Annotated in this window: 18 protein-coding genes; 11 read left to right on the top strand and 7 right to left on the bottom strand. The window is 63.3% G+C overall.

What is annotated here, in order from left to right:
* The first annotated feature begins 13 nt into the window (after positions 1 to 13).
* Positions 14 to 511, top strand: a complete 498-nt coding sequence (locus JMV54_RS04355) for a beta-class carbonic anhydrase (protein WP_201517720.1) — start codon at positions 14 to 16, stop codon at positions 509 to 511.
* Between the two features lie 22 nt (positions 512 to 533).
* On the top strand, positions 534 to 1,271 hold the full coding sequence (locus tag JMV54_RS04350; RefSeq protein ID WP_201517719.1) for an esterase/lipase family protein: 738 nt from the start codon (positions 534 to 536) through the stop codon (positions 1,269 to 1,271).
* Here JMV54_RS04350 and JMV54_RS04345 read toward each other — a convergent pair.
* From JMV54_RS04345 to JMV54_RS04330, 4 genes are all read right to left on the bottom strand, one after another.
* A complete protein-coding gene (locus JMV54_RS04345) occupies positions 1,216 to 4,692 on the bottom strand; it encodes a DNA polymerase III subunit alpha (protein WP_201517718.1) in 3,477 nt (1,158 codons plus the stop codon). The genes JMV54_RS04350 and JMV54_RS04345 overlap by 56 nt on opposite strands.
* 1 nt (position 4,693) lies before the next feature.
* Complete coding sequence (locus tag JMV54_RS04340) at positions 4,694 to 5,008, bottom strand: DUF6504 family protein (RefSeq protein ID WP_201517717.1); 315 nt, start codon at positions 5,006 to 5,008, stop codon at positions 4,694 to 4,696.
* A gap of 144 nt (positions 5,009 to 5,152) precedes the next feature.
* Complete coding sequence (locus tag JMV54_RS04335) at positions 5,153 to 6,364, bottom strand: App1 family protein (RefSeq protein WP_230972813.1); 1,212 nt, start codon at positions 6,362 to 6,364, stop codon at positions 5,153 to 5,155.
* A 61-nt stretch (positions 6,365 to 6,425) separates the two neighbouring features.
* Positions 6,426 to 7,130, bottom strand: coding sequence for an SOS response-associated peptidase (locus tag JMV54_RS04330; protein ID WP_201517716.1), 705 nt, complete (start codon positions 7,128 to 7,130; stop codon positions 6,426 to 6,428).
* Positions 7,131 to 7,179: 49 nt separating this feature from the next.
* Between JMV54_RS04330 and JMV54_RS04325 the strand changes: the two genes are divergently transcribed.
* The 9 genes from JMV54_RS04325 to holA all read left to right on the top strand — a co-directional run bounded on the left by JMV54_RS04325 (position 7,180) and on the right by holA (position 21,252).
* Positions 7,180 to 7,815, top strand: coding sequence for a DedA family protein (locus JMV54_RS04325; protein ID WP_201517715.1), 636 nt, complete (start codon positions 7,180 to 7,182; stop codon positions 7,813 to 7,815).
* A gap of 309 nt (positions 7,816 to 8,124) precedes the next feature.
* On the top strand, positions 8,125 to 9,546 hold the full coding sequence (locus JMV54_RS04320) for a cytochrome ubiquinol oxidase subunit I (RefSeq protein WP_201517714.1): 1,422 nt from the start codon (positions 8,125 to 8,127) through the stop codon (positions 9,544 to 9,546).
* A complete protein-coding gene (cydB, locus tag JMV54_RS04315) occupies positions 9,546 to 10,643 on the top strand; it encodes a cytochrome d ubiquinol oxidase subunit II (RefSeq protein ID WP_201517713.1) in 1,098 nt (365 codons plus the stop codon). The genes JMV54_RS04320 and cydB overlap by 1 nt, the downstream gene beginning before the upstream one ends.
* Before the next feature lie 138 nt (positions 10,644 to 10,781).
* Entirely contained in the window at positions 10,782 to 12,428 is a 1,647-nt protein-coding gene (gene cydD, locus JMV54_RS04310; RefSeq protein WP_201517712.1) for a thiol reductant ABC exporter subunit CydD, read from the top strand.
* A complete protein-coding gene (gene cydC / locus JMV54_RS04305; protein WP_201517711.1) occupies positions 12,425 to 14,113 on the top strand; it encodes a thiol reductant ABC exporter subunit CydC in 1,689 nt (562 codons plus the stop codon). Before cydD ends, cydC begins: the two co-directional genes overlap by 4 nt.
* A gap of 87 nt (positions 14,114 to 14,200) precedes the next feature.
* Entirely contained in the window at positions 14,201 to 16,735 is a 2,535-nt protein-coding gene (leuS, locus tag JMV54_RS04300; RefSeq protein ID WP_201517792.1) for a leucine--tRNA ligase, read from the top strand.
* A 232-nt stretch (positions 16,736 to 16,967) separates the two neighbouring features.
* Positions 16,968 to 17,801, top strand: coding sequence for a ComEA family DNA-binding protein (locus JMV54_RS04295; protein ID WP_230972620.1), 834 nt, complete (start codon positions 16,968 to 16,970; stop codon positions 17,799 to 17,801).
* Positions 17,798 to 20,167 carry a DNA internalization-related competence protein ComEC/Rec2 gene (locus JMV54_RS04290; RefSeq protein ID WP_201517710.1) on the top strand — a complete coding sequence of 790 codons (2,370 nt, stop codon included), beginning with the start codon at positions 17,798 to 17,800 and terminating at the stop codon, positions 20,165 to 20,167. Before JMV54_RS04295 ends, JMV54_RS04290 begins: the two co-directional genes overlap by 4 nt.
* A gap of 62 nt (positions 20,168 to 20,229) precedes the next feature.
* The gene (gene holA / locus JMV54_RS04285) at positions 20,230 to 21,252 is read left to right on the top strand and encodes a DNA polymerase III subunit delta (protein ID WP_230972812.1); all 1,023 of its coding nucleotides are present in this window, start codon (positions 20,230 to 20,232) and stop codon (positions 21,250 to 21,252) included.
* A 17-nt stretch (positions 21,253 to 21,269) separates the two neighbouring features.
* On the opposite strand, the gene JMV54_RS04280 is transcribed toward holA, so the two are convergent.
* The 3 genes from JMV54_RS04280 to JMV54_RS04270 all read right to left on the bottom strand — a co-directional run bounded on the left by JMV54_RS04280 (position 21,270) and on the right by JMV54_RS04270 (position 24,602).
* Positions 21,270 to 22,298 carry an agmatine deiminase family protein gene (locus tag JMV54_RS04280; protein WP_230972811.1) on the bottom strand — a complete coding sequence of 343 codons (1,029 nt, stop codon included), beginning with the start codon at positions 22,296 to 22,298 and terminating at the stop codon, positions 21,270 to 21,272.
* 246 nt (positions 22,299 to 22,544) lie between these two features.
* Complete coding sequence (gene rpsT, locus JMV54_RS04275) at positions 22,545 to 22,811, bottom strand: 30S ribosomal protein S20 (protein WP_201517709.1); 267 nt, start codon at positions 22,809 to 22,811, stop codon at positions 22,545 to 22,547.
* A 222-nt stretch (positions 22,812 to 23,033) separates the two neighbouring features.
* A complete protein-coding gene (locus JMV54_RS04270) occupies positions 23,034 to 24,602 on the bottom strand; it encodes a PTS ascorbate transporter subunit IIC (protein WP_201517708.1) in 1,569 nt (522 codons plus the stop codon).
* Between the last annotated feature and the right edge of the window lie 25 nt (positions 24,603 to 24,627).

The following is a 24,627-nucleotide window of genomic DNA, read 5'->3' as shown; positions in this document are numbered from 1 at the left end:
GTACGCTGGAGCTATGACCGTCATTGATGATTTTGTCGCACACAACCTTGACTACGCCCGCACCTATCCGGGCCCGAAACCGCTGGAGCCGCAGAAGCGTGTGGCGGTGGTGGCGTGTATGGACTCGCGGCTGCAGATTTTCCCCATGCTCGGGTTGGATCTGGGTGAGGCGCACATTATTCGTAATGCCGGTGGCGTGATTACTGATGACATGATTCGTTCGCTCACTATTTCGCAGCGGATGCTCGGCACCCGCGAGATCATGCTCATCCACCACACCAATTGTGGTTTGTCGACCTTCACTGAAGACGAATTCGATGAGCAATTGATGGCGAGCACCGGTGCGCGAGCGCACTGGAAGGCCGAGTCGTTCCGTGATGTTGATGTGTCGGTGCGCGAGTCGATCCGCCGGATTTTGCAGTCGCCGTTCATCCTGCACAAGGATTCGGTGCGCGGGTTCGTGGCGGATGTTGAGACGGGGCAGCTGCGTGAGGTTCTTCCTGCGGAGTGAGCCCGCCCGGCGCGATTCGCTGGTGTCACATGTTCGCATTGCGCGCGGCGTGGTGGTCGATTCCGCGTTGTGGGCGCTGTGGCAGCTGCGGTCGCTGTTGCCGTTGCCGGTGCCAAAGCGGTGGCGCACCGGTGATAACACCGTGATGCTGATTCCTGGGCTGGCAACAAACTGGCGGTTTATGTGGCAGCTGGGTGATGTGTTGGCGCACGCCGGTTTTAGGGTGGAGGTGTTGCCACAGCTGGGTCGAATGACCGCGGATGTGTCGGATCTTGCTACTGAGGTGACGCGAGCGCTGCGTGCGAGTGGGCGGGAGCGTCCGGTAGTGCTCGTGACCCATTCAAAGGGCGGGCTTGTGGCCAAGCGCGTGCTGCTGCGCGATTCCGAATGTGAGCTGGTGGCGGGCGCGATCACGCTATCGGCGCCGTTCCAGGGCGCGGTGGCGGCGAAGCTGGTGCGGGGCGAGTTTCGTTCGCTGCGGAATGTGGTGATGCTGCGTCCTGGCACCCCGTCGACGCTTGAATTGGCGGGGCGGTCAGAAGCGAATTCGCGGATCGTGACGGTTTCGCCGCTGATTGACGAGATCGTGGGGAAGCGTGGCCCGCTGCCCGGGGCGCGCAATATTGCGGTGAGCGTGATTGGCCACAATCGGCTGCTGGCGATGTCGCGAGTGCAGCAGCTGGTGGTTCGCGAGGCGCGCCGGCTCATGCGGCCGGATCGGTCGGCAGGCGCGAACGCCCCCGGGTCGTCGGGTCACTAACGGCATTCGCGCGCAGTGCGGTCCACGCCTCCCAGAGCTGTTTGAGGTCGAGGGCTTGCTCGGCGTTGATCGAAACTCCGCGCTCGCCAGTGCGCCGAACCCGACCGCGAATCAGCAGCAGCGACGTTCCGAACAGCACCTCGCCAGAGCGCCGCTGGGCATCCTCAAAAAACGTGGTGTCGGCGCATCCGCTACCGTCATCGACGCTGATAAACACCACCCGCTTGCCGGTGCGCATCGGCGGTGTTTGAGTGGCAACCCGTACCCCGGCAACGGTGACTTCGGTGCCGCCGCGCAGCTGCCCGAGCTCGCTCGCCGCAGTAACCCCGAGCTCGTCAAGTAGCGGACGATAGCCATCGATCACATGCTCGCTGAGATCAAGCGCCAAAACCTCAAGTTCGGCGCGAACTCGCTCCCGCTTGCTCATCTCAGGCACGCCAGCACTGGCCACAACCGGTGGCTGCTCGGCCGCGAATTGCAGCGGCAGCTCGAGCTCATCGGGGCGCCGCTTGCGCTGTGGCCGCCGGCGGCGCGTGCGAATCTCGGTGATGAGCTCGCCCCGCGTTGGTCGTGACGGTTCGAGCGAATCGAGCGCACCCACCACCGCCAAATTTTCGGCAAGCGACCGCGAGGGGCTGGCCCGCTCAAAAAAATCTCCGAGCGAAGTGAACGGCTGCTCGGTGAGAATGCGCGCCAGCTCGGCCCGGGTGATACCGCGAACATCACTGAGCGATAGCCGCAGACCTAGATCCCCCGAACGGGTCGCAGCCCCGGGCGGGGTGTCGTGTACCCGCTCCACCACCACCCGATCGGTAGAGCGAGACACATCGAGCGGCAAAATCGGAACACCCATCCGGCGCGCATCCGCGAGGATGAGCCGCTTGGGATACATCCCGGGATCGTGAGTGAGCAGCCCCGCAAAAAACTCGGCGGGGTAGTGGGTTTTGAGCCACGCTGATTGCCAGGTGGGCAGCGCAAACGCGGCGGCATGCGCCTTACAAAACCCGAACGAACCGAACCCCTGCAACACCTCCCAGATGCGGTCAATTTGCCGATCAGTGAATTTTTGACGCCCGTGAACATCACGATTCGCCGCCGTCTCACGGCGAAAGCGCTGCTCAATCGATGCTCCGCGCTTCTCCATCAACCGGCGCAGCTCATCGGCCTCGGCAAGATCAATTCCCATGCACTCGTGCAAAATATGCAGCACCTGCTCGTGATAGACCACCACCCCGTAGGTTTCGGCAAGGAACGGCCGAAAACTGGGGTGCAACCATTCGGGCTGCGCAAACCCGTGCTTCACATCGAGAAACGGGCCCACCATATTGCCCTTCATGGGTCCGGGGCGAAATAGCGAAATATCGGCGATGAGATCGTCATATCGATCGGGCTGCATCTTGCCGATGAGCTCTCGCTGACCGGGAGACTCAATTTGAAACATGCCGAGCGTATTGGTTGAACGGATTTGCTCAAAAGTGGCCTCGTCAGTTTTTGGAATTTCATCGATCAGCAGCCGACCGCCGGTGGTCACATAGCGCGCATCGGGCGGCAAACCGCCCCGCACCGCGGCCTGCGCACCATGGATGCGCTCAACCTCATTGAGCGCGTACGCGATTGCCGACTGCATCCGCACCCCCAGCACATCGAGCTTGAGCAGCCCCATATCGTCAATATCGTCCTTATCGAACTGGCTCATCGGGAAGGTGGCGGTGGCCGAAAACTCGGCGCCACTGGGCTGCACCGGGGTGGTCGACAGTAGTGAATCGTTGCCAATCAGCACCCCGCACGGATGCATCGACAGATGCCGGGGGAGACGGTCAAGTCGCGCGGCCAGATCGATCAGCAGGTCGATATCGCGGTCTTGCTGTGCCTGGATCGCGAGGTTCGCCAGCTCGGGTTTTTCTTGGAGCGCCTGCCGGAAGGCACCCGCATCGAAACGCCATAGCGATTTGGCAATCGTGTCGATGCGCTCGGGTGCGATCCCGAGCGCAAGCCCGGCGTCGCGAGCAGCGCCGCGCGCACGATAGGTGGAGTGCATCGAAAGCAGTGCGGTGCGCTCGCGGCCGTAGCGCTGAAAAATCATGCGATACACATCGTGGCGGCGGGCCGATTCAACGTCGATATCAATATCGGGCAGAGTTGAGCGGCGGCGCCCCAGAAAGCGTTCAAAAAGCAGTCGGTGTTCGAGCGGGTTGACATTCGAGATGCGCAGCAAATAGTTGACCAGACTCGATGCTCCCGAACCTCGCGCCTGGTTGCGCACGCCCATTTCATGGATGGCATCGGTGACATCGGCAACGGCGAGAAAATAGGTGTCAAAACCGAACTGGCGGATAGTGGCCAGTTCTTCGCTCAGGCGGTGCTCAATCAGGCGCCGTTCGTGGCTGCTCGCATCGGGAAACCGCTCGGTGATAGCGGCCCGGGTGCGCTGTTCGAGCACCAGTGCCGGGTCACCGCGGATGCCGAGCACCTCGGGCTCGGGCACCTTGGGTTGCTGCCAGCGCAGATCGGTTTCGGGATCAAGCTGGCAGCGTTCGGCAAGCTGCTCGGTGGTGGCGAGCAACCGGTCGGCTGCTGCGGTGCGCAGTTCGGTGCGGGCCACGATCAGCTCGGCAAGCGCCCGCATTCGAGCGGGTGGCTTGAACCAGGCCTGGGCGTTGGGTTGTGGCACAAATGCCCCGAGCGGTTGAAGCTCAACAGCCGAGTCGAGCACATCACCGGTGAGCGCGTCGTCGGGTACGAGATAGCGCACCTGGTTGGTGAGCACGGCCGGAATCCGGTGCCGATGCGCGAACTCGAGCATGGTGGCCGCGTGCGCGAGCGAGGCTCGTGTGCCCGGCTGGGTGAGGTGACACACGATTTCAACGACCACGCCGCCCGGCAGCTGCCGCTGCCAGTTTTTGAGCCGCTCGACCGCGGTGTCGGTGTCGCCGGCAGCGAGCGCGACCCCAACATCAGAATCGGGGCCGAGCAGCACGGTGCCAAGCGGTTCTCCGGCACTGTCGCGCAAAAACGGGGCAAACCTCCCCACCGGCAGCTGCGGTAGCCAATTGCGTCGAGCGGTGATGGCAGCGCCACGCGGGGGAGTGTGCGCGGCTGAAATGAGCCGGCACATTCCCGCCCAGCTCTGCCCCGCGAACTGCCCGTGTGCGAGCACGGTGGCTCGAACGCTATTACGCCGTGACGCCGATGTGTCGTCTTTGGCGGCGCTGAGCCGAAGGTCAACACCCACGATCGGAGCCAGGTTCGCTTCGATACAGGCGCGAATGTGGCGCGCGGCCCCGTATAGACCGTCACGGTCGGTGATGGCGGCAGCTCCGGCTCCCGCTTCGGCGGCAGCCCGCACAAATTGCTCGGGTGCGGCGGTGCCGTATTGGGCCGAGAACGCGGACGCCACATGAAGATGGGTGAACGCAGACATCTCAGGCAAACAACCTTCGCTCGAGCTCGTCATCCCATGCCTGCATCAGTCGCCAACCATCAGCGGTGTGCGCCAGGTCAAAAGTGCCGTCAAGCTGCCGATCGCTACCAATCGGCACCGCATCCACCCGCCACGTTTCACGATCGAGCGACCGCATCCGGCCGCGCGGTGCGCGCCGCACCTCGAGCCACCAGCGCTCGCGGTCAAACCACAGTTCGGGCGCGGTCACCACCCCGTAGCTCACCCCGCGCCAAATAAACCGCACCGGGGCTCCCCGCGGTGAAAGCTCGACGCTGACCGGTTCTTCGATGATCATGACCCACCCCATCTTTCGAAAATATGTTCGAAAAAATCGTAGGGTGAGCCTACGACATTGTTCGCGGTGGTGCTAGAGCGAAATCGATGCTCGCGCAGCGGGCGCGCAAAACGGCCCCGTCAGGGGGGCTTATGTGCGCGACGATTATTCGCCGGTTATCTCGGGTGATTTGGGGCGCGCGATCCGTCGGTCGCCGAGCGTCCGTGAGAGTGCTGCCAGATCGGCCGCATCCTGGTCGTCGTCGATCAGTCCAGCCTGGGCGAGCTGCCAGGTAAGATCGGCCCCGTTCGGGCCGGTGATCCACGGTATCGGCAGCCGTGACCGCCAACGCGCCGAAGATGAAGCAGTGCTACCGGCGAGCACCGATTCGGTGTTTGACAGCTGTCGAATCGCCACCGCGAGCACCGATTCAGGATACTGAGTGGCAAACTCGCCATAGATCGCCTCATCGTGCTGCCCATCATCGCCAATCAGCAGCCACTGAATGTGGGGGAACTCCTCGGCCAACCGGCGCAAACTGGTGCGCTTGTGTTCGGTGCCCGAGCGAAAAAGTCGCTTGGTGGTGGGCCCCCAATCGGTGAGCAGTAGCGGTCCGAACGGGTAGAGATTCCGCGCAAGAAAGCGCGAGAGCGTCGGTGCCACATTCCATGACCCGGTCGACAGATACATAATCGGGGTCGAGTCGCCGCCAAAAGTTTCGATCAGTCGCTGGTAGAGCACATTCATCCCTGGCACCGCAGCGCGGGCGTGCTCATCGAGTACAAAAGTATTCCAGGCCGCCAGCAGCGGTCGCGGCAACGACGTGACCATCACCGTGTCATCCACATCCGAGATCAGCCCGTATCGCTGCTGCGGAGAAATGATGAACACCTGCGCGGTGGTGACCTCTTCATCGGCGCTGACGAGTTCAACCTCCTGCCAGCCCGGTGCAAGCTGAGCGGGCAGCTTGCAGTCAATAATGCCGCCGCGATCGGCCTCCACTAGATGTTCCACACCGTTGATGCGGATGCGAACCTCGCCATAGGGCACGGCGACCCTCACAAAACTCCGCCAGCCGCGCACCGACTTTTCTTTGCGTCGCTTACCAAAGCGCAGTGAGGGGAACCGTCGGCGCCCAGCCCGTCGCACAGCGACCGGTACCATTTGCACGCGGCCAAGCACTCGCACCCAATCGGTTGAGCCGTAGCCGAGATAAGCCTCTACTGCTGCAACGTGTCCGCGTCGACGAGCGTGGCCCATCCGGGCACGTTTAATTGCATCCTCGATTTTGAAGGCGTTGTTCACCAGCAGGCGACTCACTGGCAGGTCTGCCAATCGTTCACGCAGCGAGATTGAGCGGCGGGGTTTAAAAAACACCCAAACATCCTCGCATGCAGTAAATAACGGTGGGTTTTGTGCCGGTCAAACCGGCGATCTATCACTGGGAGATAGGGGCGATGAGCTGGGCATCATTTTCGCGGACATTGCCCACCCGGCGGTCTACGCGGTCGATTTGCAGCTGTGCGGCGCGCGTTTGTGCGCGGTGGGCGAATTCTGCGACGAGTTCACTGTCACCGGGATGCGCGGGGTTGAGCCACTGGGTGAGGTCATCGTGATTGAGGAACACCGGGATGCGATCGTGTAGTTCAGCGAGCGGGCCCGCTGGTGACTGGCGGGTGAGAATTATGGCGCTGAGCAGCCAGGAATTGTCGGGGCGTTGCCACCAGGCATAGAGCCCGGCAAATAGCAGCAGCGACCCGTCGGCGGGATGAATATAGTGCGGCTGTTTGCTGCCGTCGGCGGCGGTGCGCCACTCGTAGTAACCGTCGGCCGGGATTACTGCGCGGCGCTTGCGCACCGAGTCGCGGAAAGTGGGTTTTGCCGCTGCCGATTCGCTGCGGGCATTGAAAGCTCGCACGGCGACCGTTTCGTCCTTCGCCCAGCTGGGCACGAGTCCCCACTTTGCCGATTCCAATCGCCGGTGGCGCGTGCCATCGTCAGCCATTGTGTCGATCGCCACCGGGATCTGGGTGGTGGGTGCAATGTTGTATGAGACCGGTGCCGGATGTTCGGTGACAATATCGGCATCCAGTTCGGCTGCGAGCTCGGCGCTGGCTCGTGCCACTACAAATCGACCACACATATTGCCAGCCTACGCAGCTGCTCGCAGCGAACTGTGTGAAACTGGTTGGATGCTCAACGACCTCATTGACTGGCTGATCACCTCGGTGCAGGCCATCGATCAGGGGTGGCTCATTGCGATCGCTGGGCTGGCGATTTTGCTCGAGACGAGCCTGTTTGTGGGGCTGCTCGTTCCCGGCGATAGCGTGCTGTTGCTGGCTGCAACCGGGGTGACTGGATGGGGGAGCTGGGGTGCGCTGGTGGCGGCCGCGATCTGCGGGGCACTCTTGGGTGAGTCACTCGGGTTTGCGCTCGGCCGCTGGATCGGCGGGCCGCTGCGCAACTCGCGAGCCGGGCGGCTGATTGGAGAACGCAATTGGGAGCTGGCCGAACGCTATCTGCAGCGTCGTGGTGCGCTCGCGGTTTTTGTCTCGCGTTTTTTGCCGGTGCTGCACTCGGTGGTGCCGGCCGCGGCGGGGATGGCGGGGATGCCGTACCGACGCTTCATGACGGCCACGATTCCTGCCTGTGTGCTGTGGGCACTGGTGTATGTGTCGGTCGGATCGGTTGCGGCGGCGAGCTATGAGGCGATTGGTAGTCAGCTCAAATGGGCCGGCGTGGTGTTTGTCGGGGTCATTTTGTTGTTCGTACTGGTCTCTGGGTTGGTGCGGCGGAAATTGCAGCGCACGGTGGAGTCGGAGACGTGAATCGGCTGGTGCGCAGCAACTCCGGCCGGCGCCGGGCTAACTTTGACCGCAGCATTTCTACTTAGTGAATTTTTGGCATTTCACTTGACATCGAGTGAAGTGCCAAATTTTTTGTGCAGATTCATCTTGATATCGAGATGATTGGTGTCTTGTTTTGCGATAAATCCCAGGTCAGATAAATGAACCTCATTGCCAAGTGGTTGTCTTTGCAAGCTGTGAATTTGGGCTAATATTTGTTGTAGTTCGCTGTGAGTAACCCACTTGCGCGAAAAACACTGCGGCAGTACGACTTGCAGTCTGGAGGTCTCTGTGGAATCACTACTCGACCCGCTTGTATTGTCTCGATGGCAATTCGGGCTCACCACTATCTACCACTTCCTGTTTGTGCCGATCACGCTGGGTATGGTGCTCGCGGTTGCGATCTGGCAGACGGCGTGGACCCGCACCGGGAAGGTTGTGTATCTGCAGCTGACCCGCTTCTTCGGCAAGATGTTCCTCATCAACTTCGCGATGGGTATCGTCACCGGTATCGTGCAGGAGTTCCAGTTCGGGATGAACTGGTCAAACTACTCGCGCTTCGTGGGTGACATCTTCGGCGCACCGCTCGCCTTTGAGGGGCTGCTCGCCTTCTTTATGGAGGCCACCTTCATCGGGCTGTGGATCTTCGGTTGGGACCGGCTGAAGCCGCGCGTGCACCTCGCCACCATCTGGCTGACCGTTGCCGGTACCTGGATTTCGGCCTACTTCATCCTCGTTGCAAACGCCTTCATGCAAAACCCCGTTGGCTACGAGTTCAACCCGGCCAACGGCCGCGCCGAGCTCGTTGACTTCGGTGCCGTGCTGCTCAACCCGGTTGCGCTCTGGCAGCTGCCGCACACGCTGACCGCCTCGGTCATGCTGGCGGCCACCATTATCGTGGCCACCGCCGCCTGGCACCTCAAGCGCGGCCAGCACATTGAGACCTTCCGTCCCGCGCTCAAGTTCGGGCTGTGGGCCGTGCTCATCTCGGGCGTTGGCATCATGCTCTCGGGCCACGGTCTCGGTATCGCGATGACCGAAACCCAGCCCATGAAGATGGCCGCTGCCGAAGCGATCTGGGACAGCAAGACTGGCGCTGACGCATCCTTCTCGCTCTTCTCAATCGGTACCCCCGACGGTTCCGAAGAAGTCTGGTCACTGCGCATCCCGTACCTGGCCGGCTTCCTCGCCACCAACACCTTCTCGGGCACGGTTGAAGGTATTAACGACCTGCAGGCTCAGTACGTCGAAATGTTCGGCCCCGGCGCCTACTACCCGACCGTGTGGATTACCTACTGGTCGTTCCGCTGGATGATGTTCTTCGGCTTCCTGGCCATGTTCGTCGCCCTCATCGGCCTGATCGTGACCCGCAAGGGCTACGAAACCAAGCCGTGGATGTGGAACGTCGCGATTGCGAACGCCACCATGCCGCTGTGGGGCATCATCATCGGTTGGATTTTCACCGAGATGGGTCGCCAGCCGTGGATCGTGTTCGGTCTCATGAAGACCGAAGACGGTGTCTCGCCCAATGTGACCGGCCTCACCGTGCTGCTGTCACTGATCGGCTTCACGCTCGTGTACGGCATCCTCGCCGTGGTCGAAGTGAAGCTGCTGCTCAAGGCCGCCAAGTCTGACCCCATGCAGGTGGAAAAACACACAGACGGCACCGTTGAGTCGGTTGAAAACGTCAAGGTGAAAGCGAGCGTCTACTAATGGATCTGAATATCCTCTGGTTCTGGATTGTCGGTTTCCTCTTCATCGGATACTTCGTTCTCGACGGATTCGACTTCGGTGTGGGAATCGCGCTGCCGTTCATCGGTAAAGATGACACCGACCGACGCATCCTGATTAACACCATCGGCCCCATCTGGGACCTCAACGAAACCTGGGTCATCGTCGCCGGTGCCTGCCTGTTCGCTGCCTACCCCGAGTGGTACGGCACGATCTTCGCCGGCGCCTACCTCGCCCTATTTGTCATCCTGCTCGCACTGATCGTCCGCGGTGTCTCGTTTGAATACCGACACCAGGGCAAGGGCGAACAGTGGACGCGCTGGTTCGACTGGATGATTTTCTGGGGTTCGGCGATCCCGGCCCTGCTGTGGGGTGCCGCCTTCGCCAATATCGTTCGCGGTATGCCCATGGAGCAGATGACTGCGGGCGGTATCGACACCACCGGCGAACTGCTGTTCAACTTCAACTACACGGGCACGTTCTTCGACCTGCTCAACCCCTACGCCCTGCTGGGTGGTTTGACCACGCTGGCGCTGTTCTTCTACCACGGTCTGGTGTTCATCACCCGCAAGACCGACGGCGAACTGCGCGACCGTGCCAAGCAGGCCGCCACCTACGTGGGCCTTGCGGTTGCCGTGCTGGCTATCGCCTTCCTGGGCTGGACGGTAGTTGCCTACTACAGCGTGCCGACACTCATCTTTGCCCTGCTGGCAGTGGTGGCTTTCGTTGGCTCGTGGCTTGTCAACCTGAAGGGGATGGACGGCTGGGCATTCGGGCTCGCGGTCGTCACCGTGATCGGTGCCGTCGCCGCCCTGTACTCGACCCTGTTCTTCTCGCACGATGGTGAGCACCTGCTCATGAAGAACCTGACCGAGGGTGGCCTCGACATGACCATCTACAACGGTGCGGCAAGCGACAAGACACTCGGCATTATGAGCTGGGCGTTCTTGGTCATCATGCCCTTCGTATTGGCCTACCAGGCCTGGTCGTTCTGGGTGTTCAGCAAGCGTCTGCGCCGCGTCGATTTCGAACGCAAGGTGGACGCTGCCGAGGTCGAACACGAACCGGCTACGGCCTAATCTGCCACAGTGCAAACCGCCCGCGTGTCCAAATGGATGCGCGGGCGGTTCGCTTTTGCGGCGCGGTTATTGCCAGTGGTTCGAGCGACGGCTGTGAGCCGTGCGGCTACAGCTCGCGGAAGATAGGCTGGGAGCATCGTGAAACCTCTTGATCCTCGACTGCTGCGCTACGCGAGTGCTTCGCGTTCGTTCCTCGTTATTGGGGCCGTACTCGGGCTCGTGCAGACCGCCGCCATGATCGGATTTGCCTGGTGCATTGCGGTGGTGGTAACTCGGGCGATCGCCGGGTATCGGATGCCCGAGCTGCTTTCGGTGCTGGCGGTAGGGATCGGCTGTGTTGCGGTGCGAGCGCTCGCCCAGTGGGGAACTGAGCTCGCCGGTGCTCGAGCCGCAGCCGCTGCCAAAACGCAGCTGCGCGGCCAGGTGATGAGCGCAATCACGCAGCATCCGCGCATCCTCAGCGGGCGCTCGAGTGCAGAAATCACCACGCTCACCACGCACGGCCTTGACGCGCTCGACCCATATTTCGGGAAATTTTTGCCGCAGCTGCTGCTCACCATGATCGCCACCCCGCTATTGATTGTCGTGACCTGGTTTCACGACCCGGTTTCGGCGATCACCGAGGTGCTGACACTGCCGGTGATCCCCGTGTTCATGATCCTGATTGGGCTCGTTACCACCCGCGTGCAGCGCCGCCAGCTCGACTCGCTCACGGGACTCGCGAACGCTTTTCTCGAACTGATTGAGGGGCTTTCGACGCTCAAAATCTTTGGTCGAGCCAATCGGCAGCGCGAGCGGCTGCAACACATCACCGACGATTACCGCCAAGACACCCTCAAAGTGCTGCGAGTGTCGTTTTTGTCGGGATTTGCGCTCGAACTTTTTGCCTCACTATCGGTGGCGCTGGTCGCGGTGCAGATCGGTATTCGGCTCATCGACGACGAAATGCCGCTGCTGGTGGGACTGTTCGCGCTCATCCTCGCCCCCGAAGTGTTTGCGCCGCTACGCCAGGTGGGCGCGCAATTTCACAATGCATCCGAGGGGGTGGCAGCCGCCCAGCAGGTGTTTGCGCTGCTCGAAGCGGGAGCCCAAGACCAAATCGATACGCGCGCTGTCGCTGCGGCAGCAGGCGCGGGGGATGCGTCAGGGCTGCAGCTGCGCAATGTGCACTTTGCCTACCGCGAGCACACGGTGTTGCGCGACTTTAGCGCGAGCTTCAACCGCGGTGAAATAACCGCGCTCAGCGGCGAATCGGGTGCCGGTAAATCGACCCTGTTTGGCTACATCATGGGGCAGATCGACGGCGAGGGCGAGCGCCTGCTTGATGGGCAGCCACTCGCGGCCAGGGATGCGGCGAGCAAGATCGCCTGGATGGGACAGCGTGCCGGACTGCTGCAGGGGACAGTGCGCGAAAACCTCGCCCTTGGCGAAACGGTAGCGAGCGATGACGAGCTGCGGGAAGCGCTGCGGCTGGCAGACCTCGACTGGCTCTCGCTCGAACAAGAGCTCGGAGTGGGTGGTAGCGGGCTTTCCGGCGGCCAGGCGCAGCGGCTCTCGCTCGCGCGCACCATCGCCCGTGCTCGCGCTCGAAACTGTGCGGTGGTGCTGTGCGACGAACCCACCAGCGCACTCGACACCGAGCGCGAACAGACCGTCATCCGGGCCCTGCGCGCCCTGGCTGGCGAGGGGCGGATCGTGGCGGTTATTAGTCATCGCCGCGCCGTAATCAATGCCGCCGACCGGGTGCTGACGCTGCAGACCCTCGCGGTGGAGGAGCGCGCATGAGCAACAAACAGTCGGCACTTTTTGACCGCATCCTCGAACTTGAACCGGATGAGCGGCGCGTCCTCGGGCTCGCAATGCCACCGCTGCGGCGGTTTTGGCCCACGCTCACCTGGGGCCTGCTGTGGGCGATTTCGGTTGTCGCGCTGCTGGCAACGAGCGCCTACCTGATTACGCGCGCCTCGCTCATCATTCATATTTTGTGGCTCGGCATCGCAATTGTGGCGGTGCGCATGTTCGCGATCGGCCGCGCCGTTTTTCGCTATCTGAAGCAGCTGTTTGGACACGATGCTTCGCTGCGGCAGCTCGCGGCGATTCGGGTTGGGCTCTACGAGCGGCTTTTGCCGCTGGCTCCGGCGGGGCTCGGGCGAACCCGCCGCGGCGATCTGCTCACGCGGCTGGTTGACGATGTTGACGAGCTGCAGTTTTTGCCGATGCGGGTGGCCGAGCCCATCGTCACCTCGGTGCTGGTTTCGGTATTGGCGGTGATCGGGGTATCGCTCGTGTCGCTGCCGGCTGGACTGACGCTGCTGGTGTGCCTGGTGGTGTCATTTGTGGTGGCCACATCGGCACAGCTCGCCATCTCGGGCCGCCAAGACCGTGAAATTGCGCCGCTTCGCGCCCGCCTGGGTGATCTGGTGCACGACACCATCGCCAACCACGAGGTGCTGCGCGCCTACGGCGCACTCGAACCGCAGCTGGCGCGGATGCGCGCGGCCGATGAACACCTGCGCCGGGCCCTGCAGCGCTCGGCCGCAGGGTCGGGCCTCGTTGCCGGTGCCATGACCCTGTTTTCGGGCGTGGCCGTTGTGGGGGCGCTTTTTTGGGGCGTCAATCCGGTGGTCGAGGGAACGCTCATCCCCGAACTTTTGACACTGATCGCGCTGGTACCGATGGCGCTATTTGAGGTCTTTGCGCAGGTGCCGCAGGCGGTTGCTGCCTGGCGCAAGGTGCGCGTGGCGGCGCAGCGCATCGCCGAGGTGGCGCCGGACACGATCCCCGCCGAAATTCCGCAGCCGGGAAGTGGCGGTGCATCCCTGCCGGCGGGGTCGCTACCGATTTCGCTGCGCGGGGTCGCGGGTCGCTGGCCGGGTGCGGCGGATTCGGCTTTTGCCGCCCTCGATGTTGAGATTCCTGCCGGGGCGAGGATGCTCGTGTCGGGTGATTCGGGTGCCGGTAAAACCACGCTCGCCAACCTGCTCGTGCGATTTATTGATTACACCGGCAGCTACCGCATCGCCGGGGTAGAAGCCCGCGAAATTGATGTCGACGAGCTGCGCCGAGGGGTCGGGCTTATCGAACAGCAGGCGCATATTTTTAACGAGTCGATCCGCCAAAACCTGCTGTTTGCACGTGACGATGCCACCGATGCCGAGCTCGAGGCGGTGCTTGAGCGCGTGGGGCTGGGCGAGTGGATGCGCGCGCGTGGCGGGCTCGATGCTGCGGTTGGGGAGCGTGGCTCGCTGGTGTCTGGCGGTCAGGCGCAGCGCATCGCGCTTGCGCGCGGGCTGCTGGCCGATTTCCGGGTGCTCGTGCTTGATGAACCCACCGCCAATGTTGATCCGGGCCGGGCCGATCAGCTCATGGCCGACCTCGTTGCAGCAGCCGGCGAAGACCAGACCCTGATCATCATCAGCCACACCCCGATCGACGAGACACTCATCACCCAGCGCCTCCGGTTGGGGTAGGGAGCCCGCATCCGCATCCCGCACGCGCGCTGCGCCGCTACGATAGGGAGGTTGGCAAACATCCCCATCACGAAAGAAGTGAGTGCAGTGACCGCTGAGCGTGACGACGACCGCAACAGCTACGACTTCCGGCACCTCGAAGCCAAGTGGCTTCCGGTGTGGGACGAACTGCAGCCGTTCGCCGCGAATGACGAGGACGATGACCGGCCGCGCAAATACGTGCTCGACATGTTCCCCTACCCATCGGGCGATCTGCACATGGGGCACGCCGAACAGTACGCGCTCGGCGATGCGGTGGCACGCTACTGGCGCCACCGTGACTGCAACGTGCTGCACCCCATCGGCTGGGACTCATTCGGTCTGCCGGCCGAAAACGCGGCCATCAAACGCGGCGGTGAACCTCGCGATTGGACCTACGGCAACATCGCCCAGCAGCGCGACTCGATGCGCCGCTACGCGGCCAGCTTCGACTGGAACCGGGTGATCCACACCTCCGACCCCGAGTATTACCGCTGGAACCAGTGGTTGTTCCAACAGATGTATCGCAAGGGCCTGGCCTACCGAAAAGAATCGCTCGTGAACTGGGACCCGGTTGACCAGACTGTGCTCGCGAATGAGCAGGTGCTTGCCGACGGTACCTCGGAGCGCTCGGGCGCAATCGTGGTGAAGAAAAAACTCACCCAGTGGTTCCTGCGCATCACCGACTACGCCGACCGGCTGCTCGACGACCTCGACAAGCTCGAGGGTCACTGGCCCGCCAAAGTGCTCACCATGCAGCGCAACTGGATCGGTCGCTCGCACGGTGCTGACGTCGACTTCGTGATCGAGGGCCGCGACGAACCCGTGACCGTGTTCACCACCCGGCCCGACACGCTCTACGGTGCCACCTTCATGGTGGTCGCCCCCGATAGCGAACTGGCTGCCGAGCTCGCCGCCGGTGCCTCGCCCGAGGTGCAGGCACAGTTCGAGGCCTACCTCGACGAAACCCAGAAGCTCGGCGCAATCGACCGGCAGAGCACCGAGCGACCCAAGACCGGTCTTTTTCTCGAGCGTTATGGCATTAACCCGCTGAATGGCGAACGTCTGCCCATTTGGACCAGCGACTATGTGCTCGCCGACTACGGTCACGGTGCGATCATGGCGGTGCCGGCGCACGATGACCGCGACTTTGAGTTCGCGCGTGCTTTTGATCTGCCGGTGCGGGTGGTCGTCGACATCACCCAGGGCGAGGATGCACCGAAGGATGCAGACGGCAACGCACTTTCGTTTGCCGAGGTTGATCCGGCAGTAACCGGTGTCGCCACCACCGGCGACGGTGTGCTCGTCAACTCGGGCCCGCTGAACGGTCTGCACAAGACCGAGGCGATCGCCAAGGCAATCGAGGTGCTCGGCGAACGGGGCACCGGCCGTGCCGCCAAAAATTTCCGCCTGCGCGACTGGCTGATTTCGCGTCAGCGCTACTGGGGCACGCCCATCCCGGTGATGTATGACGAAGACGGCAACGAGCTGCTCGTTCCTGAAGACCAGCTGCCGGTGCTGCTGCCCGATGGCGAAGGACTCGACCTGAAACCCAAGGGCACCTCGCCCCTGGGCGCCGCAACCGAGTGGAAGACCACGCAGACCCCGGACGGTAAGCCGGCCGTGCGCGACACCGACACGATGGACACCTTCGTTGACTCGTCGTGGTACTTCCTGCGCTTCCTCTCGCCGAACGACAACACGCAGGCGTTCGATCCCGCAGTCGCCAAACGCTGGGCTCCGATCGACCAGTACATCGGCGGTATTGAGCACGCAATTTTGCACCTGCTGTATGCCCGGTTCATCACCAAGGTGCTGTTCGATCTGGGCTATGTCGACTTTGACGAACCGTTCTCGGCGCTGATGAACCAGGGCATGGTCATCTACGACGGCTCGAAAATGTCGAAGTCGAAGGGCAACACGGTGCTGTTGAGCGATGAGCTGGCGGCACACGGTGTGGATGCGGTGCGCACCACGATGCTGTTTGCCTCGCCTCCCGAAGAGGACGTCGACTGGAAGGACGTTTCGGTTGCCGGTTCGGGTAAGTTCCTCGCACGCGCCTGGCGGGTGGCACAGGACGTGGCCAGCGAACCCGGCTGCGATTTTGCATCCGGTGACCGCGAGCTGCGTCGCGCGGTGGCACGCTTTTGGGACGAAGTGCCGAAGCTTGCCGAGACGTTTAAATTCAACGTGGTGATTGCCCGCATCATGGAGCTCACCAACACGGCCCGCAAGGCGATCGACTCGGGCCCCGGTGCCGCCGATCCCGCCGTGCGCGAAGCGGCCGAGGCAATCGCCATGGTGCTCGACATGTTCGCGCCCTACACGGCAGAAGATATGTGGGAGGCGCTCGGCCACGAGCCGTCGGTTGCCAAGGCGATCTGGCCCGAAGCCGACCCCGAACTGCTCGTGCAGGAGTCGGTGACCGCGGTGGTGCAGGTGAACGGCAAACTGCGTGACCGGCTCGAAGTATCGCCATCGATCAGCGACGCCGAGCTGCAAGAACTCGCGCTCGAATCTGCCGGCGCTAAGCGGGTGGTTGGTGACCAGGAGATTCGCAAGGTGATCGTGAAGGCGCCGAAGTTTGTGAACATCGTCGTCTAAACCTGATCGGCGGGTGTGGGGTGCAGCGGATGCTGTGCCCCACGCTCGTTTTCGGCGGCTTTCCGGAGGCTCTTTGCTGAGGAGCTTTTCGGAAGTGCTTTTGTGGCGGCACTGTTCTGGCGGCACCGGTGTCGTGGCCGCCGCCCGCCCGGCGATGCTGTGAGCGGGGGCTTATCCACAGCGACCTCCAATTGGCAATCGCCGGCGGGGTGAAAACGCTAGGTTCACGGCCATGAACACCGGCGATGCATCCAAAGCGCGCAGCACCCACAGCGGCAATACTGAGAGCGGTGGCCCTACTGAGAGTGGCAGCGCTGTCGAGAGTGGCGGCACTGCTGAGACCGGCAGTACCGTCGATAACGAAGGGGCCGAACGCCCCAGCCCGGTGGCCGCAGTCGACCTGGATGCGCTGTTCGGAGCGCCCGAGCGGCCCCGATTGCGGGTGTCGTTCGGCGGCACCGTTGTGATCGCGCTGGTGGTGGCCGCGGTCGTGGTGCTGATGGTTGCGCTGCAGCCGCGTGCCGCCGAGGGACTGCCGACGCTTGAAACCACCGCCGACCCGGCACCGGGTGACGCCCCGAATCGCGATTTCGCCGGCGCCGAGGCGCCGCGGCTGCTTGTCCATGTGCTCGGCGAGGTGCAACAGCCCGGCGTGTACGAACTCGCCGCCGAATCTCGCGTGGTGGATGCGGTTTCGGCAGCCGGTGGGTTCACCGAGCGGGCGGATACCGGCAGCATGAATCTCGCCCGCAAACTCACCGACGGCGAACAGGTGTACGTGACCGCGTTGGGCGAGACCCGCCCGCCTGTCGCGGATGCGCCGGTTGGCGGTGGTCCCGGTGCCGGTAGCGGGGCGAGCGGTGGCTCCGGCGGCGGTCTGGTCAATCTCAACACCGCAACGGCGGCCGAACTTGAGACGCTCCCGCGCATCGGGCCGGCAATGGCGCAACGCATCCTCGACTATCGCACCGCCAACGGGCCTTTCACTTCGGTTGATGAGCTCACCGATGTTCCCGGTATTGGCGAGGCCACGCTCGAGGGGCTGCGCGAGCTGGTCACGGTATGAGCGGCCACCCGGAATCTGCCGCCGCGGCGCCGGGCGGACCCGATCTGCGGCTGCTTCCCGCTGCCGTGATCGCCTGGATCGCCGCAGCGGTGGCGGTCACCGACCCGCAGCTGGCGGCCGCGCTGGGCCTTGGCAGCGCGCTACTTGCCGCCGTTGCGATCGGCGCTGCGGCGAGGCGGCCGCAATGGCGGGCAGCGGGCGCGATGCTCGTGCTCGCGCTCAGTGCCGCGGCACTCGTGTCGACCTCCGCAGCCGTGCGCGGGGCGGAACGGCTCCCTGACGCGGTACAGGAGGCGGCGACATTGGGAAAACCGGCGCAGATCACGGCCACGGTCACCGCGCTGCCGCGAGCCAGCGGTGCATCCGTTCGGCTTCGAGTGCAATTGGTGACACTCAATGACGAGGCGGTGGATGCGCCCGTGCTGCTTTTTGTGCCCACCGGCGATGACGAACCACCGCCGATTGGTGCGCTCATATCGCTTCGCGGCAATTTGCAGCTTGTTGACCCCGGCGACCGCGTTGTCGCCCTGGTGTTCGCGCGCGAACCGGCCGCAGTAGTCGCTCACCCGCATCCGCTGCTGGAGGCAGGTGATCTGCTGCGCGGTCAATTTTTGGCGGCCGCACAGCCGCTACCGGGACCCGGCAATATGCTCGTGCCGGGGCTCGCGGTGGGGGATGAACGGCTCGTGAACGATGCGCTCGATGACCATATGCGGGTGGCATCCCTCAGCCATCTCACCGCGGTAAGCGGCTCAAATATTGCACTCATTGTGGCCGGGATGCTCGCGCTCGGTCGGTTGGCTGCGTGGCCACGAGCGGTTCGCATCGGCGTGGCCGCGCTGGCACTGGCGCTGTTTGTGCTGCTCGTCACCCCGCAGGGTTCGGTTATTCGCGCTGCCGCGATGGGACTCATCGTGCTCGCGGTTGACGCCGCGTCACGACCGGTGAGCGGCGTGCCGGTGCTCGCGCTCGCGATCGTCGTGCTGCTGGCCGCCGATCCGTGGCTGGCACGCGACTACGGGTTTGCGCTGTCGAGCGCAGCCACCGCCGGGCTGCTGCTCGGCACCCGACCCGCCCAGCGTCTGCTGGAGCGTTGGTTACCGCCGTCGATTGCCCTGTTGATAGCGGTGCCGCTCGTGGCGCAATTAGCCTGCCAGCCCATCCTGTTGCTGCTCGATCCCCAGGTGCAAACCTACGGGGTGCTGGCGAACCTGCTCGCAGCCCCTGCCGCGCCGCTTGCCACCGTTGCCGGACTATTCGGCTGTCTGATCGGCGTGATCGTGCCGCCACTGGGGATGGCGCTGCTTTGGGTGGCGTGGCTACCGGCGCAGTGGATCGGGCTCGTAGCACAGGCGGTGGCCCGGTTTCCGCTGGCAACTGTGCCGTGGTTGCCGGGAGCGGCCGGGGCACTGCTGTTCGTGCTGCTGATAGCGGCGGTGGCGATCGTCGTGTGCAAACCACCGGGAGGCAAACGCGCACGGCTGTTGCGGCAGCTCGTCGCATTCGGGTTGAGCGCGGCCGTTGTGATCGCCGCCGCCAGCGTGGCATTTGGTGTTGCGGTGCTGCGGCGCGATCTACCGCAAAATTGGCGGGTTGCGGTGTGTGATGTGGGGCAGGGGGATGCGCTGCTTTTGCAATCGGACGGCAGACACATCCTGATTGACACCGGCGAAGATATTGAGCTGCTTGCATCCTGTTTGGAGAGATTCGCGGTGACCGAAATCGACCTGCTCATCGTGAGCCATTTTGACCGCGACCATATCGGTGCGCTGCGTGAGCTCACGGTGCCAGTGCGCGAGGCCTGGGTGCCGGATACCGAGCAGGCACGCGTCGAGCCTGACACCAAGCTGCTGCACTCGCGGGGCGCGATGGTGCGGTTTGCGGCAGCTGGGGATCAGCAGCGGCGCGGCGAATTCGACCTGCAGGTGCTGTCTCCCAAGCGGCGCGGTGCGGCACCGTCGCGCACAAAAGATAATGACGGCAGCCTCGTGGTGCTCGCGAGCCCCAACGAATCGTGCCGGCAGGCCTGCTACTCGCTGTTGCTGCTCGGGGATGCGGGGGAGACGAGACAGCGGGCGATCGCAAAACAGTGGCCATCACTGCGGGCCGACCTGCTGAAGGTGTCGCATCACGGCTCGGCCGACCAATCGGCTGAACTCACCTCGCAGGTGCGTGCCCGGTTGGCGTTCATTTCGGTGGGTGCCGATAATTCGTACGGGCACCCAACGAACGAGGCGCTCGCGGCACTCGGGGCTGCGGGCACGCCGTGGCTGCGCACCGATCAGCGCGGCAGTTTTGCGGTGTATGAGCAGCACGGGCAGCTGCGGATTTGGGCCGAGCGCAGCGGGCCCACTTGCTGTAGTTAGCCGCAGCCGCGAGTTGCGACAACGTAGAGTTAAAGCCGTCACATGTAGTGGGGGAGGTGCCGGTGGCAGCACGAGCAAAACAGAGTGGTCGAGGCAGAGCAAACACCGCCATCGCTCAGGGCAGCTGGCGTGCGCCCCAGATCGCGCCGGTCATGCTCGTTTCGGGGCCCGAAGACTTTTTTGCCAGCGAAGCGGTGGCCTCAATTCGCGCCCAGCTGCGCGACGCTGACCCCGCGCTCGAAACCTCAGAAATTGATGCCAGCTCGTATGCGCCGGGCGAACTGAGCACGCTGGTGAGCCCGTCGCTATTTATGGAGCCGCGGCTGGTGGTGTGCGAGCACGTGCACGAGTGCGCCAACGAGTTTTTGCAAGAGGCGCTTGACTACGTGGCAAACCCAGTGGAGAGCACCGTTGTGGTGCTGCGGCACGAGTCGGGGGTGCGCGGCAAAAAACTGCTCGATCTCGTGCGCGCCAACGCCGGGTTCGTCGAAATCAACTGTGTCACGCCAAAAGCACACGAACTGCACGAGTTTGTAGTGACCGAATTTCGGGCGCAGCAGCGACGCATCCAACCGCAGGCCGCCGCATCCCTCGTGGCCGCGTTCAACACCGACGTAGCCGAGCTCGCCGCCGCCTGCCGGCAATTAATGGCGCTGAGTGACGACCGCGAGATCAGCGCCGAGCTGGTTGAACGCTACTACGGCGGCCGAGTCGAAACCACCGGGTTCAAGATCGCTGATGCCACTATCGCCGGGCAGCTGGCGCAGGCGCTCAGCCTCGTGCGTGCCGGGTTCGACACCGGAGTCAACCCGGTGCCGATTGTGGCGGCGATTGCGATGAAGCTGCGGCTGATGGCAAAAGTGGCCGGGCTTGCCGGCACGGATGCACAGCTCGCCTCGCAGGTGGGCGCGGCGCCGTGGCAGGTGGGCCAGGCCCGCCGCGACCTCTCGGGGTTCACCGAGGTGCAGCTCGGGCACGCCATCATGCTCTGCGCCGAAACCGATCACATGGTGAAAGGGCTCTCGCGCGACCCCGAATTTGCGGTTGAACGACTCGTCCGCAAAGTGGCCGCGCGAGAGCTGTAGGGCTACGCCCCTTCCCGCTAGCGCCGGCGCGGCTGCTGCTGCGTGATGCAGTGAATGCCGCCGCCGAACGCGAAAATATCGCGGGCATCCACGAGCTCGATCACGTGATCCGGGTAGCAGCGCTGCAAAATTTCTGCCGCGACCGCATCGTGCTCGTCATCGAACGCGCACAGAATTACCGCACCATTGCACACATAGTGGTTGATGTACGACCAGTCGACCCAACCGTGATGGTCGCGCAGCGTCTTGGGTGCCGGAACCGGAATCATCTCGAGCCGTTCACCGCGCGCATCCACCGCATCGCGCAGTGTTGCCTGCAGCTGTTCACTCACCAGATGATCGGGATGCGCGCGGTCGCGCTGGTCGTGTACGAGCACCCGGCCCTCACCCGCGAAGCTCGCAATAATATCCACGTGGCCGCGAGTGCCGAACTCGTCATAGTCGCGAGTCAAACCGCGTTCAAACCAGATCGACTTGGTGGTGCCGATGGTGCGCGCAAACTCGCGCTCCACATCCGCCGCCGTAAGGTTCGGGTTGCGACCGGGGTCAAGCTGCACGGTCTTTGTGAGCAGCATCGTGCCCAGTCCATCTACGTGGATGCCGCCACCCTCGTTCACGAGCGGTGAATCAACCACCGGAACGCCGGCCTGTTCAGCAATAAAGCGCCCCAGCTTCGCGTCATGCTCGTACGCGGCCCAGCCCTGTGCGCCCCAGCCGTTAAACACCCAGTCGACCGCCACCAGCTCGTCGCCCGCAAAAGCGAAGCTCGGGCCCGCGTCGCGCAGCCACGCGTCATTAAGCTGGTGCAGCACGATATCGATCTCGTCACCGACCTGTGCGCGTGCCTCGTGTTCGTCACCGGGATCAACGATGAGCGTTACCGGTTCATATTTGGCGATGGTGCGAGCCACATTGAGCCATGCGGTGCGGGCACGCTCAAGATCGTGGCCGCCGCGCTCACCGAAGGTGTCGTTCGGGGGAGGGAAAGCCATCCAGGTGCGTTCATGCGCGGTCCATTCAGCGGGCATGAGAGGGGATGCAGTCATCGACGACTCCTTTGTCGGCACGGAAGTTCCAGTGGCGGCATACAGCCGAATCCGACAGTAATCGTAGCCTGCTCTGGTTGGTTGCGTGGCCCTGCTGTGCCGCAAGGTGAGTTCAGCGGAAAATTTCGGGGTCAGGATGGCTGAGAGGGCATCGTAGGGCCAAAATCTTCCGCTGAGCTCACGGGCGCAAAAGCGAAACAAAAACGGGGAGCATCGCGATGATGCTCCCCGTCAGCTGCAGCGTGCTTAGGCGCTGAGCGAGTTCACGCGCTTGGCGATAGCCGACTTCTTGTTGGCGGCCTGGTTCTTGTGGATGACGCCCTTCGAAACGGCCTTGTCGAGCTTCTTCGAAGCGTGGGCTAGAGCGGTCTGGGCGGCCTCGAGGTTGCCGGCAGCAACGGCCTCGTTCACGCGACGGATTGCGGTGCGCAGCTCCGACTTGCGGGCCTTGTTGCGTTCGGTTGCCTTGCGGTTGGTCTTAATGCGCTTGATCTGCGACTTAATGTTTGCCACGTTGAGTCTTTCCTCGTACGAAATAGATGATTTTCGGTTCGCACCTTGCGGTAGAGGGGCCGCGCGGCGCATCGCGTCGAGTGGGGTACGCGTAAGCCAAGCATTCATCTTACCAGGATGCGCGGCCGAAATAAGCCCCCGAATTGAAAGTCACCGCTAATGGGTGTGGGCCCGTGTCCGAGAAGGATAACGGGCCCACACCGCGAGGGGGATTAGCTGCGGTTAGGCATCGGCTGTGCCATCAGCTCCGGCGTCTTTGGCGCGGGCGCGTTCAGCCTTGGCTGCTTCGCGCTCGGCCTTGGCTGCGGCAGCCTCTTCGGCCTTGACTTCGGCGACGAACTGGGCGTGGGCCTCGCCCGGCATCCAGCCCTTGTTCACCACCTTGACCTGCCAGAGGATGGCGAGGGCCAGGATGACCGCGCCGATAACCAGCGAGATGATCGCGGTGGCCACTGCCGAGCCGGTGAGCACACCGGCACCGATCAGCGAACCGAACCAGCCGAGGTCGGCGTCACCGAAGGTAGAGCCGGCAAGCGCCTGCTGGTTGAACATCGAAGCGACTCCGTTCATCACCGCGTAGAGCAGCGCCGGCAAAATCGTGATGATCAGACCGTTGACGAAACCACCCACGACCGCACCGCGGCGGCCACCGGTTGCGTTGCCGTAAACACCGGCACCACCACCACAGAAGAAGTGCGGCACCATACCGGGCAGAATCAGTGCGAGACCGAATGCCGGGCCAAGCCAGGTGGCCAGCAACACCAGCATCACCAGACCGCCGATGAACGACGAGATGAAACCGATGAGCACGGCGTTCTGGCCGTAGGGGAACACAATCGGGATGTCGAGGGCCGCCTTGGCGCCAGGAACCACCTTCTTGGCGATGCCCTGGAAGGCCGGGATGAGCTCACCCAGGAAGGTGCGCACACCGTAGAGGATCACCGAGACACCAACACCGAATAGCAGACCGCGCTTGATTGCGGCCATCACGAACGCGCCGCCGTCGGTCGCGTCAAGCATCGCATAAGAGTCGGGGCCGAGTGCGATCAGGCCCCAGACGGCAAACACCACATAGATGAGCACCATCGAAAGGGCGGTTGCGACCATCGAGTCGCGCAGGAACGACAGCCCCTGCGGGAACTTAATGTCTTCAGTGGAGCGCGAGTTGCGACCGACCGCCTGGCCCGCGGCACCAGCGGCAATGTAGCCGAGTGTCGAAAAGTGACCGATTGCCACGGTGTCGTTGCCGGTGACTCGTTTGGTCCACGGATGCGCGAACGCCGGCATCGCGGTCATCATGATTGCCAGCAGCACGGCACCGATCAGCACGGCGATCCAACCGCCGTTCGCGCCGAACGACAGCGACAGCAGCACCGACAGCAGCATGGCCATGAACACCATGTGGTGACCGGTGAGGAACACATAGTTCAGCGGGGTGAAGCGGGCGATTAGCAGCATCAGCAAAAAGCCGAGCGCCAGGATGTAGGCGCTGTTGGCACCGAAGTCTTTTGCCGCCATTGCCGTGACGACCTCGTTAGTGGGCACGACGCCTTCGGCTCCGGTGACGCCGAGCACGAGCTTGCCGAGCGGTTCAAGCGAGGCGACCACAACATCGGCACCGGCACCGAGAATCAAAAAGCCGAGCGTTGCTTTGAGCGCGCCGCCAATCACCTGGCCGGCGCCCTTGCGCAGGGCGATCAGACCGACCGCCACGATAATGCCGACGAGATAGGCCGGCACGTTGAGAATTTGCTGTCCTATGAAGTCGAGGACATCAACGAGCCAATTCATGGCTGCATTCCTTTCCGGTAGTCCG

This window comes from Gulosibacter hominis (assembly GCF_904842695.1).
Lineage (GTDB): Bacteria > Actinomycetota > Actinomycetes > Actinomycetales > Microbacteriaceae > Gulosibacter > Gulosibacter hominis.
This window is presented reverse-complemented; position numbering and strand designations above follow the sequence as displayed.

Coding starts and splice junctions, on each gene's coding strand:
- JMV54_RS04295 (WP_230972620.1), top strand. CDS start 16,968: ATGAACACCGGCGATGCATCCAAAGCGCGCAGCACCCACAGCGGCAAT.
- JMV54_RS04280 (WP_230972811.1), bottom strand. CDS start 22,298: ATGACTGCATCCCCTCTCATGCCCGCTGAATGGACCGCGCATGAACGC.
- JMV54_RS04330 (WP_201517716.1), bottom strand. CDS start 7,130: ATGTGTGGTCGATTTGTAGTGGCACGAGCCAGCGCCGAGCTCGCAGCC.
- JMV54_RS04355 (WP_201517720.1), top strand. CDS start 14: ATGACCGTCATTGATGATTTTGTCGCACACAACCTTGACTACGCCCGC.
- cydB (WP_201517713.1), top strand. CDS start 9,546: ATGGATCTGAATATCCTCTGGTTCTGGATTGTCGGTTTCCTCTTCATC.
- JMV54_RS04325 (WP_201517715.1), top strand. CDS start 7,180: ATGCTCAACGACCTCATTGACTGGCTGATCACCTCGGTGCAGGCCATC.
- JMV54_RS04290 (WP_201517710.1), top strand. CDS start 17,798: ATGAGCGGCCACCCGGAATCTGCCGCCGCGGCGCCGGGCGGACCCGAT.
- cydC (WP_201517711.1), top strand. CDS start 12,425: ATGAGCAACAAACAGTCGGCACTTTTTGACCGCATCCTCGAACTTGAA.
- JMV54_RS04270 (WP_201517708.1), bottom strand. CDS start 24,602: ATGAATTGGCTCGTTGATGTCCTCGACTTCATAGGACAGCAAATTCTC.
- JMV54_RS04340 (WP_201517717.1), bottom strand. CDS start 5,008: ATGATCATCGAAGAACCGGTCAGCGTCGAGCTTTCACCGCGGGGAGCC.
- JMV54_RS04345 (WP_201517718.1), bottom strand. CDS start 4,692: ATGTCTGCGTTCACCCATCTTCATGTGGCGTCCGCGTTCTCGGCCCAA.